Genomic DNA, 15,373 nt, shown 5'->3' on the forward strand with positions numbered 1-15,373 from the left:
TACAACGGCACGCCGCCCTGCCGGACACTTGACGCACGCTCGCCATCCACAGGGGTGACTTTCCGCGGTGACTGCATGCCTGCAGCATCGTCGGCGTGGATGACGAGCTTGCAGCGCTTTTCGAGGGCCAACACGGCGTAGCGACCAGTGGGCAGCTGCTTGCCCTCGTGAGCCGCCGTCAGCTCGACGCGATGCTGGAATCCACTGCATTACAACGAGTTTGGCGAGGTGTTTACAGTCGCGGAGTGCCGGACGACGAGGTGAAGCTCAGCGGCCTCGATCTCCTGTGTGGCGAGAAGGTGGCAAGGTGCTTGGGCACTGCTGCTCGGGTCTACGGATTCGACACCGAGCGAAGGGCCGAGCTGCACGTGCTCAATCCTCTTGGGCACCAGCTGCGATCAGGCGTCGGTCTCGTCGTGCATCGCCGAGACGGCGCTCCGCTGGTCGAGGTATCCGGTCGGCCCACCACGGAACCGGGGTGGACGGCTGTCGAGGTGGCGTGCGGATTGAGCCGCCCGCGGGCGCTGGCCACACTGGATGCCGCCCTGCACTCAGGGCGCTGCGATGTCTCGGAGTTGGCCCGAGCGGTCCTGGTGCAGCGGGGACGACGGGGCATCGTCAACGTCCGTGACCTCCTGCCGCTTGCCGACGGCCGAGCGGAGTCGCCGATGGAAAGCGAGGCCCGACTGGTGATGATCGAGGGTGGCTTGCCTACTCCGGTGCTGCAATACGAGCTCGTCGATGCGCGGGGTCGACTGCGCAGACTCGACTTCGCGTGGCCGCAGCACAGGGTTGCTGCCGAGTACGACAGCGCCGAGTGGCATCTGGGATCCGAAGCACTGCGGCGGGACCGCGAGAAGTTGGCCGCCCTGCAAGACCTGGGTTGGATCTCCGTGCCGATAGTTGTCGATGACGTGCGTCGCCACCCAGCTGCACTCGTCAACCGCATTCAGGCTCACCTTCGTGCGCGCGAGTGTGCGTGAAGTGCACGCTGCGATGGCGCGTCGGTGTACAGACACGCACGCTGTTGGGGAAGGGGTTCGCTCAGCCCCCGTGGCCGGGGCCGATATTGCGGGCTGGGCGGGTCCGCAGGTCGTGGACGTACTCCGGCGGGGCGCCGGCGATCTCGGCGGCGTCGGCCATCACCCCGATGTAGCGGGCTGAGGGTAACCCGCCCTCCCAGGCGTCTACCACGTATAGCCAAGCCAGTACGGGATCGGTTGTGGTGTCCGAGGATTCGCGGTCGATCCGGCAGCGGATCTTCTTGTGGAAGCCCAGCTCGGAGCCTTCCCAGCGATCCAGGGTCTCCTCGTCGGCCGGGGTCATGTCGTAGAGCACCACGAACACCTTGGCGTCGGGGTCTTCGACGAGGGTGGCCAGTGCGCCTTCCCAGCCGATGTCCTCACCGGCGAAGGTGAGCCGCCAGCCGTGCAGCCAGCCGGTACCCGCCATTGGGGAATGCGGTGCTCGCTCCAGCATTTGCTCTGGATGCATATTGGAGCCGTAGGCGGCGTAGAGCGGCACGGGGCAAGCCTAAAGGCTCCGGCGGGCAGGAGCGCAGCGACCCGGGGGATTAGGCTCCGGCGGGCAGGAGCGCAGCGACCCGGGGGATTAGGCTCAGCGCGTGACGACGCGGATCGTGATCATCGGTGGTGGACCGGCCGGCTACGAGGCCGCCCTGGTGGCCGCGGGCCGCGGCAAGGAGGTCGCCGAGGTCACCGTCGTGGATTCCGACGGTATCGGCGGCGCCTGCGTGCTGTTCGACTGCGTGCCCTCCAAGACGTTCATCGCCTCCACCGGGGTGCGCACCGAGCTGCGTAGAGCCTCCGGCCTGGGCTTCGACATCGGCATCGACGACGCCAAGATCTCGCTGCCGCAGATCAACAACCGGGTCAAGACGCTGGCTCGCTCGCAGTCCGCCGATATCGGCTTCCAGCTGCTACGGGAGAAGGTCAATGTGGTCGCCGGGCGCGGCGAACTGATCGATGACGTGCCGGGAATGGCCCATCACCGTGTGAAAGTCACCACACCCGACGGCAAGGTGGGGGTGCTGAAGGCCGATGTGGTGCTGATCGCCACCGGCGCCAGCCCCCGGGTCCTGCCCAACGCCGTGCCCGACGGTGAGCGGATCCTGACCTGGCGCCAGCTCTACGACCTGCCGGATCTGCCGGAGCATCTGGTCATCGTGGGCTCGGGCGTCACCGGCGCGGAGTTCTGCAACGCCTACACCGAGCTCGGGGTGACGGTGACGGTGGTGGCCAGCCGCGACCAGATCCTCCCGCACGAGGACAGCGACGCCGCCGCGGTGCTCGAGGAGACCTTCGCCGAGCGCGGCGTGACGCTGGTGAAGAACGCCCGCGCCGATTCGGTGGTCCGCACGGCAGACGGGGTACGGGTCTCGCTGGCCGACGGCCGCACCGTCGACGGCAGCCACGCCCTGATGACGGTCGGCTCGGTGCCCAACACCGGTGGGCTTGGGCTGGAACGGGTTGGCATCGAGCTCGGGCCGGGCAATTACATTCCGGTGGACCGGGTGTCGCGGACCTCGGCATCGGGGATTTACGCCGCGGGCGACTGCACGGGCCTGCTGCCGCTCGCCTCGGTCGCCGCCATGCAGGGCCGCATCGCGATGTACCACGCCTTGGGCGAGGGGGTGGCTCCTATCCGGCTGCGCACCGTCGCGTCGGCCACCTTCACCCGTCCCGAGATCGCCGCGGTCGGGGTGCCGCAGTCGGCTATCGACGACGGTTCGGTGCCCGCCCGCACGATCATGCTGCCGTTGAACACCAACGCCAGGGCGAAGATGTCGCTGCTGACCAAGGGCTTCGTGAAGATCTTCTGCCGGCCCGCCACCGGCGTGGTGATCGGCGGGGTGGTGGTGGCGCCGATCGCCTCCGAACTGATCCTGCCCATCGCGCTGGCGGTGCAGAACCGGATCTCGGTGACCGATCTGGCGCAGACGCTGTCGGTGTACCCGTCGCTGTCCGGTTCGATCGTCGAGGCCGCGCGGCGGCTGATGGCCCACGACGATCTCGACTAGCCTGGGGTTCATGAGCGACCCGATCCTTCGACCGGGCAATGCCCAGACCGCCCTCGGGCCGTCGGAACGCGCGCAGGCCTGGGAACGGCTGGGTAGTGAGCAGTTCGACGTCATCGTCATCGGCGGTGGAGTCGTCGGCGCCGGTTGTGCCCTGGACGCCGCGACGCGAGGCCTCAAGGTGGCGCTGGTCGAGGCCCGCGATTTCGCCTCGGGTACCTCGAGCCGGAGCTCCAAGATGTTCCACGGCGGCCTGCGCTATCTCGAGCAGCTGGAGTTCGGCCTGGTGCGTGAGGCCCTGCACGAGCGGGAGCTGTCGCTGACCACGCTGGCGCCGCATCTGGTCAAGCCGCTGCCGTTCCTGTTCCCGCTGACCCACCGCGGCTGGGAGCGGCCCTACATCGCGGCCGGCATCTTCCTCTACGACCAGCTCGGTGGCGCCAAATCCGTTCCGGCGCAAAAGCATTTGACCAAGTCCGGTGCGCTGCGGCTGGCGCCCGGGCTCAAGCGAAGTTCGCTGGTCGGTGGTATCCGCTACTACGACACCGTGGTCGACGACGCCCGCCACACCATGACCGTGGCTCGTACCGCCGCGCACTACGGCGCGGTGGTGCGCACCTCCACCCAGGTTGTCTCGCTGCTGCGCGAGGGCGACCGCGTGGTGGGAGTACGGATTCGTGATTCCGAGGACGGCGCGGTCACCGAGGTACGCGGGCATGTAGTGATCAACGCCACCGGGGTGTGGACCGACGAGATCCAGGCTCTGAGCAAGGAGCGCGGCCGGTTCCGGGTGCGGGCGTCCAAGGGTGTGCACATCGTGGTGCCGCGGGACCGCATCGTCAGTGAGGTTGCGATCATCCTGCGCACCGAGAAGTCGGTGCTGTTCGTCATCCCGTGGGGTACGCACTGGATCATCGGCACCACCGACACCGATTGGAACCTCGATCTGGCCCACCCGGCGGCCACCAAGGTCGACATCGACTACATCCTGAACACCGTCAACGCCGTACTGGCCACACCACTCACCCACGACGACATCGACGGGGTGTACGCCGGGTTGCGGCCCCTGCTGGCCGGGGAGAGCGAAGAGACCTCCAAGCTGTCCCGCGAGCATGCTGTCGCGGTGCCCTCGCCGGGTCTGGTCGCGATCGCGGGCGGCAAGTACACCACCTACCGGGTGATGGCCGAGGATGCCGTCGACGCCGCCGCCGAGTTCATTCCCACCCGGGTGGCGCCGTCGATCACCGAGAAGGTGCCGCTGATGGGTGCCGACGGCTATTTTGCGCTGGTCAACCAGACCCAGAGCGTCGGCGCGCGTTACGGACTGCACCCCTACCGGGTGCGTCATCTGCTGGATCGCTACGGCTCGCTGATCGGCGAGGTGCTGCAGCTGGCTGCCGACCGGCCGGAGTTGCTCGAACCGATCACCGACGCCCCGGTGTATCTGAAGGTGGAGGCGGCCTACGCCGCGGCCGCCGAGGGTGCGTTGCACCTGGAGGACATCCTGGCCCGCCGGATGCGGATCTCGATCGAATACCCGCACCGCGGGGTGGACTGTGCCCGCGAGGTGGCCGAGGTGGTGGCGCCGATCCTGGGCTGGAGCGTGCAGGACGTCGACCGCGAGGTCGCGACGTATCAGGCACGGGTGGAGGCCGAAGTCCTCTCGCAACGCCAGCCCGACGACGCCTCGGCCGATGCGCTGCGGGCGGCCGCTCCGGAGGCCCGCGCCGAGATTCTCGAGCCCGTGCCGCTGACGTGAGCCGACGCCCCGCCCCGTTGCCCGTGCGCGACGGCCTGGGGCCGGCGCGGCTTGCGCTGCATGGCGGCAACGTCGCCGACGAGTTCGAGCGACGGTTCGGTGCCGACGCCAGGGCCAAGGTCCTTGCCGGTGAGGTGGTCGACGCCGACGGTGTGGTGATCGACGCGACGACGACGCTGCCCGCCGGGGCGCACGTGTATCACTACCGCGAGCTTCCCGACGAAGTCGTGGTGCCCTTCGAGATCCCGGTGCTCTACCGCGACGACGACATCCTCGTGGTCGACAAGCCGCACTTCCTGGCCACGATGCCACGCGGCGGTCATGTCGCGCAGACCGCACTGGTGCGATTGCGTCGCGATCTCGACCTTCCCGAGCTGAGTCCGGCGCACCGGCTGGACCGGTTGACGGCCGGGGTGCTGCTGTTCACCGTGCGACCGCAGGTGCGTGGCGCCTACCAGACGATGTTCGCGCGCGGCGAGGTTCGCAAAACCTATCTGGCGTGCTCCTCTGGGACCGCCGACGTGGACTTCCCGACAGTGGTGCGAAGTCGAATCGTCAAGCATCGCGGTCAATTACAAGCCTACGAGGAACCGGGTGAGCCCAATGCCGAGACGGCTATCGAGGCGCTCGGCGACGGGCTGTACCGGCTGGCGCCGCGGACCGGGCGCACCCATCAACTGCGGGTACACATGGCCTCGCTGGGCCTGCCGATCGACAATGACCCGCTGTACCCGAGCGTGCGGGAGGTGGCCGCCGACGACTTCTCGGCGCCGCTGAAACTGCTGGCGCATCGGCTGGAGTTCGATGATCCGCGCACCGGAGAGCGCCGGTGTTTTGTCAGCTCAGCTCGACTGTAGTTGCTTTCGGTAGGCGGCCGGCCCGCTGCCGAACCACCGGTAGCAGGATCGGGTGAGCACGCTCTGTTCGGCGTAGCCGAGCTCACGGGACAAGTGCGCCAACGTTATTCGGGTGTCTCGCAGGTATCGCTGCGCCAGGGTGCGGCGAACCTCGTCGACGATTCCGGCGAAGGTGGTGCCGTCGGCGGCCAGCCGGCGCTGCAATGCCTTGGGGTGCAGGCTCAGTTGCTCGGCGATCAGCTCCAGGGTCACCTGACCGCTGGGCAGCAGCTGGCCGACCAGGGTGCGTACCGAGGCGACGGTCCGTGGCTCGGCCGAGGTGATGCTGGTCAGATAGTCGACCACCGCATCGTGGGCGAGCTTGTCCCGCTGCAGTGGACGGGCCAGGTCGACTGTCCGGACCGTGAAACCCATTGCCCTGCAGGCAAAGAGTGGTCGGCAACTGAAGTACTGGCGGTATTCCTCGGCGTCGCACAGCGGCTCGTGCGGGATGTGCACCGACAGCGGGGTGTACTGCGCGCCGAGCAGGAATCGCAGGACGCGCAGGGTGACGCCCAGTGACAGCTCACTGCCCTGCGGATGCGCGAGCAGGTCGACGCCCGGCATCAGGTACTCGATGAAGGTGCAGTCCGGGTCGGCCAGCGTGACGGTGCGCAGGCTGATCACCGGGCTGTAGGCCGACAGGAAGTTCTCGAAGACCCGCAGCGCATCGCTGACGGAGGCGGCGGTGCGGGCGGCTACTCCGACCGGGCCGAGGATGTCGATGCCTTGGAGCGTGGCCAGCCGGCGGCCGAAGTCCAGCGTGCCGGTTTCGATCGCAGCCGATTCGATGACGGCAGCGACCCGTGACATCGGCACGAAGACGTCGTGCCGCCCGACTGCATTCGGATCGATCCCGGCCGCTGCCAGCAGCGCCGCCGGATCGCCGCCCAGCTGGCTGACCAGCTTCGGGTAGTTCGACAGCGATGTGCCGCGCACGATCGTCATGTCCTCAAATGTGAAATTTGCGTCGCGGATTGTCAAGGCCACCGGGGTGCGAGTGCGGCACCATGGCCTACATGAGCCGGATCGACACCCATCGCATGACGATCGACGGCCTCACCACCTCGGTGTTGGTGGGCGGCCCGCAGAGCACGGGTGAGGCGGTGCTCTTCGTCCACGGCAATCCGGATTCCGGATCCGACTGGATGCCGTTGCTGCGTCACGTCGCTGGGTTCGCACCCGTCGTCGCCCCCGATCTCCCTGGCTTCGGTGCCTGCGATGCCCGGGCCGATGGTGACTACACGCTGGCGGGTTATGCGCGCTTCCTCGACGGTGTGGTCCGGCAGCTCGGCATCACCCGGGTTCATCTGGTCGCCCACGACTTCGGCGGCCCGTTCGCCCTCACCTGGGCTGCCGACCACCCGGACCAGGTCGGCAGCGTGACGCTGCTCAATACCGGTGTGCTGCTGGGCTATCGCTGGCATCGGATGGCCCGGATCTGGCGCACGCCCGTGCTCGGCGAGTTCGTGATGCGACGGACCAGCCTGCGTACTGCGCGCGCTGCCCTCGGCCGGGAGAATCCCGGGCTGCCGTCCGATTGGGTGGACACCGTGGCCCGGCACCTGGTGCCGGCGAAGACGAAGGCCGCGGTGCTCAGGCTCTACCGTTCCACCCGGGTTGACGAGGCCGGGGGCTTGGCGGCGCGGCTGTCCGCTGCCGATCACGACGCCTTGGTGGTCTATGGCGGCGCCGACCGCTACATCCCCGTCGAGCAGGCGTACCGGCAGACAGCGGCTTTCCCGCGGGCCGCGATCCACGTCCTGCCCGATGTGGGGCACTGGCCGTGGCTCGAACAGCCACTCCAGGTCGCCGAGCTGGTGGTGCCGTTTCTGCGGCAACGCATCGGCGCCCTCTCGACGTCCGACACCTCACCACAACAAGGAGATTCACTGTGACCAACGCCGTCGACAACCGCCCCGTCAACCTCAAGGCATTCGCGAACCTGCCGGCCGACAAGCCGGTGGTGATGATCAACCTGCTCCGCTTCCACGAAGGCGACGGACTGCAGAATTACCTGACCTATACCCGCGAGGTGCAGCCGCACCTGGATCGGGTGGGCGGTACCGTCCGCTATGCGGGCACCAACCCGCACAACGTCATCGGGGACGGCGACCGCCCGTGGTGGGACGCCATCCTCGTGGTCGAGTACCCGTCTCCGGAGGCCTTCGTCGACATGGTGCGTGATCCGGGCTACCAGAAGGTGCACGAGCATCGCGCCGCAGCGCTGGAGCAGGGCGATCTGGTGGCCACCTCGCAGTGGGTGCTCGGCTGAAAGGCCGCAATGCCCTGGCGGCTGTGGCTTTAGGCCCCTACCCGACCATCGTGATCTACGTCACGATGAATGGATGGACGACGACCACGAGCTGATCCTCGTTGCGGCCTATGCCGATCTCGACCGGGCCCGGGCTGATTTCCGGGAGCTGGAGAAGCGGATCAAGCACGGCATGGAGTTGCGCGCGGCCGCCCTGATCACCAAGGACGACGAGGATCAGCCGCACGTCGTCGAAGCGCGCAACCGGCACGGCCGCGTCGGTGCCGGCATCGGCGCCGGCCTGGGGTTGCTGGTGGGACTGTTCCTTCCGCCGGTGGGTCTGGGTGTGGTGATCGGCGGTGCGGCCGGCGCAGTGGTTGCCTCGTTCGCCGAGCACGAGTTGCGGACCGGACTGCGCCACGAGATCGGGGCGGCGCTGGAGGCCGGCACCGGTGTGGTGATCGCAGCGGTGTACCCGAATGGCCGGGTGCCCGTCGAGCTGACGCTGTCCCGGTCGACGAAGACGACGGCGGTGCGGATGGACAGGTCGACCATCAACACCCTCGAGGACGAGGTGGCCAAGGTGATGACCGAGATCGGTCACCCGATCAGCGCTGGCACGACGGACACCAGTAGGTGATCCGCTCGGAGTCGACACCATCGGCGCGGGCGATGGGCGTCCCGCACCGGCGGCAGGGTTTTCCGCCGCGGCCGTAGACCCACAGCTCCGCACCCGTGCGGCGGTTGCCCGTGGTGGTGCGATTGATGCGGGAGCGGTTGACCCACAACATGTCCCGCGCTCTCGTTACCACCCGTCGCGGATCGGTCAGGGTGCTCACGGCGCTGGTGGGTAGCCGGCCGAAGACAAAGCACAGTTCGTTGCAGTAGACGTTGCCCACACCGGCCATCACCCGTTGGTCCAGCAGGGCAGCCGCGATCGGCCGGTCCGGGTCGGCGACCAGATTGGCGGCGGCACGCGCGGCGTCCCAGTCCGGCCCGAGAAGGTCGGGGCCCAGGTGGGCCACTACGTCCACATCGTGTGCGCGGTCGAGTATGTCGAGCACGCCCAGGTCGATGCCCAGTGCCTGGATGTCGTTCGTTTCCAGGATGATTCGGATCTTGTAGGCCCGGCCGACGGGTGTGCCGCGCGCCGCAACGCGCCAGCTGCCGTCCATCTTGAGGTGCGAATGGATACTGGCCGCGCCGACCCGGATGAAGAGGTGCTTGCCGCGGGAGAGCACTTCGTCGACGGTCTGCCCGGTCAGGTCCACGGTGGCGTACTGCGGTACCCGCACATCGCAGCGAGTCAGCGTCTTGCCCACCAGCGCTTCGCGCAGGATGGCTGCGGTGCGGAACACAGTGTCGCCTTCGGGCACCGTTCGAGCTTAGAAGGGCGGCGGATCCGCAGCCGCACGTGCCTGGTTGCGGTTGCGTTCCCACTGGACCCGCGCCGCACGGTCCTGCACTCGCGTTCTTCGGCGGGTGGGCATCATCAGCTCTCGACCGGGTTGCTGCTCGGGTGGGGCGGTGGGCAGCGTCAGTTCCTCGGTGGGCGCCGACAGTTGTGGGAAGAACAGTGCCCCAGCGGGTTTGGTGGTGTAGGTACGGCCGTTCGGGGATGTCCAGATGACTGTTCCATCCGGCATTTGCCGATCAGCCCAGCCGCCGGGGCTGCCATAGAAGGTCTTCAGAAGGTGATGAGCGCGGCATAGCAGCTTCAGGTTCGACGGGTGCGTGGGGCCCAACGGGTATGGGACGGTGTGATCGATGTCGGCCACCTCGGCCGGGCGATCACAACCCGGGAACCTACACGTCAGGTCACGGCAGCGGACGAAATCTGCCAGCGCCTGTGACGGCCGATAACCCGGCTCCGCCTGCAGCTCACTGCCTCCGATCACCGGCCGCAACCGGGCCCGGGCGGCCAGCGACTGCACCACGTCGGCCGGAACAGCGCCGAAACCGGGCAGGAATCCGGCTGCGTTCCCTTCCCCTGAGACGGTCGCCGCCTCGGCAAGGAGATGGATGACGATGTGGCCGGTGTCAGGAGAGCTGGTCGGCTTGACGGCGCAGTCATTCGAGCCGCAGCCGCAGCGCATCGTCGACGCACCCGACGCCAGCGCGGCCAGCGCGTCGGCCCGGCGTTGCCGCATGGTGCGCGGGTCATCGGAACACACCGTGGCAGCCAACTGGTCCAGCCGGCGACTGAACAGCGCCGCGTCGGGGGTGCGCACCGAGCCCCACAGCTGGGACAGGCCATCCTTGCCAGGGCCGACGTCGACATGGCGATCGTCATCGGCATGCCGCTCGTTGCGCACGCCGTCGGGGTCGAGATCTCGAACGAACCAGTCGATGATGTCGCTGATCTTGTTCCGGGACAGGGTGTTCCACTTCGGCGCGTTGGCCACGATACGACGATCGATGCTGGCGAGAGCATCGTCATCGGTGATCAGCCCGGTACGGTGCAACGCGACCCGCACGACGTGAAGCTCCACCTCACCGGCGGCGAAGAGCACCGCGAGTTGTGGTAGCCGTTCGATCAGGTCCAGCCCGGTCTGCATCTGAGAAGAAGCGCGATTGCGGCTGATCCCCAACTCTGCACCCACCTCGGCGGCGACCAGTTCCCAGTTGTCGATGCACCACTGTTCTCGATTGTCCGTAGCTGCTGCCTCGATGCGCCTGAGGGCCAGTCGGCCCGCCGCAAGGATGCGTGCCGCGATGGCTACTCGCTCTCGGTGGTGGGCCTGCCGCATGGTGTCCAGCAGAGCCGATTCATCGAGGGCGTCGAACACATGTTCGATGATACCAGTGATCCCGACAAGTTTCGAGACTTTTCGGCGGTCTTCTCATTTGGGTACGGACAGGTCAGGCATCGCTTGTGCGAGCTCGAAAGCTGTTGACACTCAGCGCAGTCGAAGCCCGCGCGGGGTCCTGGCGAATCCGGCGTCGACCAATGCATCGGCGGTGGCGCGCCGGTCCGGATGCGCAACGAGCTCGAGCACTGGAACGCCGTCGACCTTCTCGACCAACACCCCGCCGACCCGACCGCTGCCCACCAAGTCGACCAGGGCTCCGGCGGCGGCGCGTTGGGCCTCCTCGTCGGCGCTGAAGTTCAGCAGCGACCGCCCGCCGCGTTCGAGGAACCACACCAGGTCGCCGTCGACGAGCACCACCAGCGCGCCTGCTTTGCGCCCGGGGCGGTGGCTGGCATCGGTGTCCGCGCGCTGCGGCCACGGCAGCGCCGCCCCGTACGGATTGGCCGGGTCCGCGGCGGCGAGCACGACGGCGTGATACTCGGGGCGCTCCTGATCCACCGTGTCGAGGTAGGTGCGCAGCCGGTCGACGGTCGAGGCCACCGCGAACTGCGCCCCACCGAGCGACTCCACGAAATAGCCCCGCTGGCAACGGCCGGCCTCCTCGAACCCGCTGAGCACCTTGTAGAGCATCGCGAATCCGCCCGGCACCCCTTCGGTGGCCACCGCCCCCTTGGTGAGCACGCCGTAGCGGTTGAGCAGAAGCTCCGCGGAAAAGTGCGCTCGCAGAGTCGAATCCGGCTCACGGGCCGGCACCGCAGACCATCGCCCTGCCACCGTCGGATCGGCCGGCCTGCTTTGCGGATTGGCCACCGAATACCGGCTCAGTCGCGGTGCGCGACGCTGCCGGTGGGCGGGCGCCGTAGGTCGCCTGCCACCGGGCTTGCGACCGCCGGAGAGGATGGCTCGCACGGGAGCGAACGTGTCGCCGGTGACCCAGCCGGCCCAGATCAATTCCCACAGCGCGGCCTTGAACGACTCCTCCGACCCCTGCACCAGCTGGCGGAAGAAGAACGCCCCACGCGCCTCGCCCGGCGAGCCCAGGACATCGAAGATGGCGCGATGGGTGTCGGTGAAGTCGATCTCGGCGGGAGCGGCCATGGTCAGCGCAGCGGTGTCGGCATGATGGAACGCGATCCAGCCGTCGCTCCCGGAGATCGACCCCATGCCGGTCCAGGTGATCTCGCCGGAGGCCAGCAGTTCGTCGAGCATGGCGGGCTGGTAGTCGCGAACCCGGGGAGCGAAGATCAACGGTTCGACGGCCGACGCCAGAATCGGTACGCCGGCAAGCTGATCGATGACCCCGGCCAGGCCGTCCACCCCGGTGGTGGCCGAGCGGCCGACCTGCTGCCAGGCCGGGAGGAACCGGGCGTACGCGCTGGTGCTGACCGGCTCGACCTGCGCGCGCAGCGCCGCCAATGACCGGCGCCGCAGGATGCGGAGAACTTCCGCGTCGCACCATTGGTCGGCATCGTCGGAGGCGACGAACTCGCCCCGGATCAGCTTGCCGTCCAACGCCATCCGACCCAGTACATCGGCTGCCACCCGCAGGCCCAAGCCGAACCGGGCGGCCGCCTCCGAGGTGGTGAACGGTCCGCGGGTGCGGGCGAACCGCCCCATCAGCTCACCCAGTGGATCGGGCACCGTCTCGGTGAAACTGGTGGGCACCCCAACCGGAACGGCGACGCCCACCGCGTCGCGTAACCGGCCGATGTCCTCGATGCCGATCCACCACGCTTGCCCGGCGAACGACACGGGGAGAACCCGTTTGGCGGCGTGCAGCCCGGCCAGCCACCCCCCGACGTCAGCCGTCTGGCAGCGCTGCGCGATCTCGTCCTCGGTCAGGGGGCCGAGCAGCCGAAGCAGATCGGCCACTCCCTCGGCATCGCGCGCCTTGCGGTCCTCGGACAGGTGCTGCAGCTGACGCGATGTCGCGGCGATGACGTCGGGGTCCAGGAGTTCACGAAGTTCGACCCGGCCCAGTAGCTCGGCCAGCAGCGTGCTGTCCAGCGACAGGGCCGCCGCGCGTCGCTCGGCCAGCGGACTGTCGCCCTCGTACATGAATGCGCCGACGTAGCCGAACAGCAGTGAGGCCGCGAACGGCGACGGCATCGGTGTCTCGACCTCGACCAGCCGGACCCGGCGCTGGGCGATCCGGCCCATCAGATCGGTCAGTGTCGGGACGTCGTAGACATCCTGCAGGCACTCGCGCACCGCTTCGAGCACGATGGGAAAGTCGGGGTACTTGCGCGCCACATCGAGCAACTGGGCGGCCCGCTGGCGTTGATGCCACAGCGGAGATCGCTTGCCGGGATTGCGTTTCGGCAGCAGCAGGGCACGGGCGGCGCATTCGCGGAACCGGGAGGCGAACAACGCCGATCCGCCGACCTCGGTGGTGACCAGCGGTTCGATCTCGTCGGGTTCGAAGACGAACAGCTCTGCCCCCGGTGGGGTGTCCTCGGTGTCGGGCAGCCGTACCACGATGCCGTCGTCGGAGGCCGTCGGCTTCTCGTCGATGCCGTAACGCTCCAGGAGTCGCCGACTGACCGCCAGTGCCAGGGGCCCGTGCACCTTGAGCCCGTACGGCGAGTGCAGGATCACCCGCCAGTCACCGAGTTCGTCGCGGAAACGCTCCACCAGCAGGGTGGTGTCGCTGGGTACCACCTTGGTGGCAGTGCGCTGATCGTCGAGCAGCTGCCACAGGTTGTCGGTGGCATAGTCGGCGAAACCCAAAGCGGAACAACGGCTGTCGAACGCATCTCGATCCAGCCCGGCCAGCTCGCCGGTGAACCTGCCCACGGCCTGGCCCAGCTCGGCCGGCCGGCCGGCGTCGTCGCCCCGCCAGAACGGCAGCCGCGCGGGCTGGCCGGGTGCCGGGATCACCAGCACCCGATCGTGGGTGATCTCGGTGATGCGCCAACTGGTGGCCCCCAGCGAGATCACATCGCCCGGGCGTGATTCGTAGACCATCTCCTCATCGAGTTCACCTACCCGCGAGGGCTTTTCGGTATCGGTGGCCAGGTAGACGGTGAACATGCCCCGGTCCGGGATGGCTCCACCCGAGGTGACGGCCAGCCGCTGCGCGCCAGGCCGTGCGGTGAGCATGCCGTTGTCGCGGTCGTAGACCAGGCGCGGGCGCAGTTCGGCGAAGTCGGTGGACGGGTACTTACCCGACAACAGGTCCAGGGTGGCTTCGAAGGCGCTGCGCGGCAACGTCGCGAAGGGAGCGCTGCGGCGCACCACGTCGAACCACTCGTCGGCGCTCACCGGCTCCAACGCGCAGGCCGCCACGGTGTGCTGGGCCAGGATGTCCAGCGGATTGGTGGGTACCCGCATGGTCTCGATCTGGCCCGCGAGCATCCGCTGCACGCTCACCGCGCAGCCGATGAGATCGGTGCGGTGTTTGGGGAACAGCACGCCCCGGGAGATCTCGCCGACCTGGTGGCCGGCCCGGCCGATGCGCTGCAGTCCGCTGGCCACCGAGGGCGGAGCCTCCACCTGGATCACCAGATCCACCGCGCCCATGTCGATGCCGAGCTCCAGGCTCGAGGTGGCCACGACGGCCTTCAAGCGCCCGGTCTTGAGGTCCTCCTCGACGAGGGCGCGCTGCTCCTTGGACACCGAGCCGTGGTGGGCGCGGGCGAGCAGGGGCTCGGCGCCGTAGGTCTGCCCGCTGCCCATGATGTGGGCGGGTGGCCCGCCCGGAACCTCCCGGTTGGCCGGGGCGGCCAGTTCGATACCGCAGCGTTCGGCGTGGATCTCGTTGATGCGGGAGGTGAGCCGCTCGGCCAGGCGCCGCGAGTTGGCGAACACGATGGTGGAGTTGTGCGCCTCGATCAGGTCGACGATGCGCGCCTCGACATCGGGCCAGATGGTGTTGTTCTCCAGGTTGGCCATATCCGGTACCGGCACCTGGACGGTGAGCTCGAAGGTTTTGGCCGCCGGCGGCGCGACGATGGTGGTGGGGCGTCCGCCTGACAGAAAGCGCGCCACCTCCTCGGCCGGCCGGACCGTCGCCGACAGGCCGATCCGCTGTGCGGGTTTCTCCAGCATGGCGTCCAGCCGTTCCAGCGACACCGCCAGATGGGCTCCGCGTTTGGTCGCGGCGACGGCGTGCACCTCGTCGACGATCACCGTCTGCACCCCGGCCAGCGTCTCGCGGGCCGCCGACGTCAGCATCAGGAACAGCGACTCCGGTGTGGTGATCAGGATGTCCGGCGGCCGGGTGATCAGCTCGCGGCGCTGGGCCGGGGGAGTGTCACCGGAGCGGACGCCGACACTGATCTGCGGGACGGGCAGCCCGTCGCGTTCGGCGATCCGGGTGATCCCGGTCAGCGGGGTGCGCAGGTTCCGTTCGACGTCGACGGCCAGTGCCTTGAGCGGGGAGACATAGAGCACCCTGGTGCCCTTCGAAGGCTCCTCATGCGCCAGCCGGTCGATCGCCCACAGGAACGCGGCCAGCGTCTTGCCGGAACCGGTGGGCGCGATGACCAGAGTGTTGTCGCCGTCGGCGATCGCCGCCCAGGCTCGAGCCTGGGCAGCCGTCGGCTCGACGAACGTACCCGCGAACCAGTTCCGGGTCAGCGCGCTGAACCGGGCCATCGGGGCCGGGGGATT

The 15,373-nt window shown here is 68.4% G+C and carries 12 protein-coding genes; 7 read left to right on the forward strand and 5 right to left on the reverse strand.

All coding sequences use genetic code 11. From position 1 onward, the window contains the following. Nucleotides 1-95: 95 nt before the first annotated feature. Nucleotides 96-983: a type IV toxin-antitoxin system AbiEi family antitoxin domain-containing protein gene (locus G6N35_RS25805; RefSeq protein ID WP_163807188.1), complete on the forward strand. Its 888-nt coding sequence runs from the start codon at nucleotides 96-98 to the stop codon at nucleotides 981-983. A gap of 61 nt (nucleotides 984-1,044) precedes the next feature. Here the strand turns inward: G6N35_RS25805 and G6N35_RS25810 are convergent, their stop codons facing one another. Further along, entirely contained in the window at nucleotides 1,045-1,524 is a 480-nt protein-coding gene (locus G6N35_RS25810; protein ID WP_163807189.1) for a gamma-glutamylcyclotransferase family protein, read from the reverse strand. 100 nt (nucleotides 1,525-1,624) lie between these two features. Between G6N35_RS25810 and G6N35_RS25815 the strand changes: the two genes are divergently transcribed. The 3 genes from G6N35_RS25815 to G6N35_RS25825 are packed head-to-tail and all read left to right on the forward strand — an operon-like array spanning nucleotide 1,625 to nucleotide 5,653. Then, on the forward strand, nucleotides 1,625-3,040 hold the full coding sequence (locus tag G6N35_RS25815) for an NAD(P)H-quinone dehydrogenase (protein WP_163807190.1): 1,416 nt from the start codon (nucleotides 1,625-1,627) through the stop codon (nucleotides 3,038-3,040). Nucleotides 3,041-3,050: 10 nt separating this feature from the next. Further along, complete coding sequence (gene glpD / locus G6N35_RS25820; RefSeq protein WP_163807191.1) at nucleotides 3,051-4,796, forward strand: glycerol-3-phosphate dehydrogenase; 1,746 nt, start codon at nucleotides 3,051-3,053, stop codon at nucleotides 4,794-4,796. Then, a complete protein-coding gene (locus G6N35_RS25825) occupies nucleotides 4,793-5,653 on the forward strand; it encodes a pseudouridine synthase (protein ID WP_163807192.1) in 861 nt (286 codons plus the stop codon). The genes glpD and G6N35_RS25825 overlap by 4 nt, the downstream gene beginning before the upstream one ends. Here the strand turns inward: G6N35_RS25825 and G6N35_RS25830 are convergent. Beyond that, nucleotides 5,639-6,640, reverse strand: a complete 1,002-nt coding sequence (locus tag G6N35_RS25830) for an AraC family transcriptional regulator (RefSeq protein ID WP_163807193.1) — start codon at nucleotides 6,638-6,640, stop codon at nucleotides 5,639-5,641. The genes G6N35_RS25825 and G6N35_RS25830 overlap by 15 nt on opposite strands. Nucleotides 6,641-6,711: 71 nt before the next feature. Between G6N35_RS25830 and G6N35_RS25835 the strand changes: the two genes are divergently transcribed. From G6N35_RS25835 to G6N35_RS25845, 3 genes are all read left to right on the forward strand, one after another. Then, nucleotides 6,712-7,590 (forward strand): alpha/beta fold hydrolase, encoded by an 879-nt coding sequence (locus G6N35_RS25835; RefSeq protein ID WP_246224513.1) that lies wholly within the window; start codon nucleotides 6,712-6,714, stop codon nucleotides 7,588-7,590. Continuing rightward, nucleotides 7,587-7,967, forward strand: coding sequence for a DUF1330 domain-containing protein (locus tag G6N35_RS25840; protein WP_246224514.1), 381 nt, complete (start codon nucleotides 7,587-7,589; stop codon nucleotides 7,965-7,967). Before G6N35_RS25835 ends, G6N35_RS25840 begins: the two co-directional genes overlap by 4 nt. 73 nt (nucleotides 7,968-8,040) lie before the next feature. Continuing rightward, nucleotides 8,041-8,586: a DUF1269 domain-containing protein gene (locus G6N35_RS25845; protein WP_163807195.1), complete on the forward strand. Its 546-nt coding sequence runs from the start codon at nucleotides 8,041-8,043 to the stop codon at nucleotides 8,584-8,586. Here G6N35_RS25845 and nei2 read toward each other — a convergent pair. The 3 genes from nei2 to G6N35_RS25860 all read right to left on the reverse strand — a co-directional run bounded on the left by nei2 (nucleotide 8,555) and on the right by G6N35_RS25860 (nucleotide 15,358). After that, the gene (gene nei2, locus G6N35_RS25850; RefSeq protein WP_163807196.1) at nucleotides 8,555-9,322 is read right to left on the reverse strand and encodes an endonuclease VIII Nei2; all 768 of its coding nucleotides are present in this window, start codon (nucleotides 9,320-9,322) and stop codon (nucleotides 8,555-8,557) included. The genes G6N35_RS25845 and nei2 overlap by 32 nt on opposite strands. A gap of 9 nt (nucleotides 9,323-9,331) precedes the next feature. Further along, entirely contained in the window at nucleotides 9,332-10,735 is a 1,404-nt protein-coding gene (locus G6N35_RS25855; protein WP_163807197.1) for an HNH endonuclease signature motif containing protein, read from the reverse strand. A gap of 111 nt (nucleotides 10,736-10,846) precedes the next feature. Further along, nucleotides 10,847-15,358: an ATP-dependent helicase gene (locus tag G6N35_RS25860; RefSeq protein WP_163807945.1), complete on the reverse strand. Its 4,512-nt coding sequence runs from the start codon at nucleotides 15,356-15,358 to the stop codon at nucleotides 10,847-10,849. Nucleotides 15,359-15,373: the final 15 nt, after the last annotated feature.

It is taken from the genome of Mycolicibacterium anyangense, from assembly GCF_010731855.1.
In the GTDB taxonomy this organism is placed as follows: Bacteria; Actinomycetota; Actinomycetes; order Mycobacteriales; family Mycobacteriaceae; genus Mycobacterium; species Mycobacterium anyangense.

Bases quoted from the DNA above. Each gene is read 5' to 3' on its own strand.
- G6N35_RS25830 (WP_163807193.1), bottom strand. From the start codon at position 6,640: ATGACGATCGTGCGCGGCACATCGCTGTCGAACTACCCGAAGCTGGTC.
- glpD (WP_163807191.1), top strand. From the start codon at position 3,051: ATGAGCGACCCGATCCTTCGACCGGGCAATGCCCAGACCGCCCTCGGG.
- G6N35_RS25835 (WP_246224513.1), top strand. From the start codon at position 6,712: ATGAGCCGGATCGACACCCATCGCATGACGATCGACGGCCTCACCACC.
- G6N35_RS25860 (WP_163807945.1), bottom strand. From the start codon at position 15,358: ATGGCCCGGTTCAGCGCGCTGACCCGGAACTGGTTCGCGGGTACGTTC.
- G6N35_RS25845 (WP_163807195.1), top strand. From the start codon at position 8,041: ATGGACGACGACCACGAGCTGATCCTCGTTGCGGCCTATGCCGATCTC.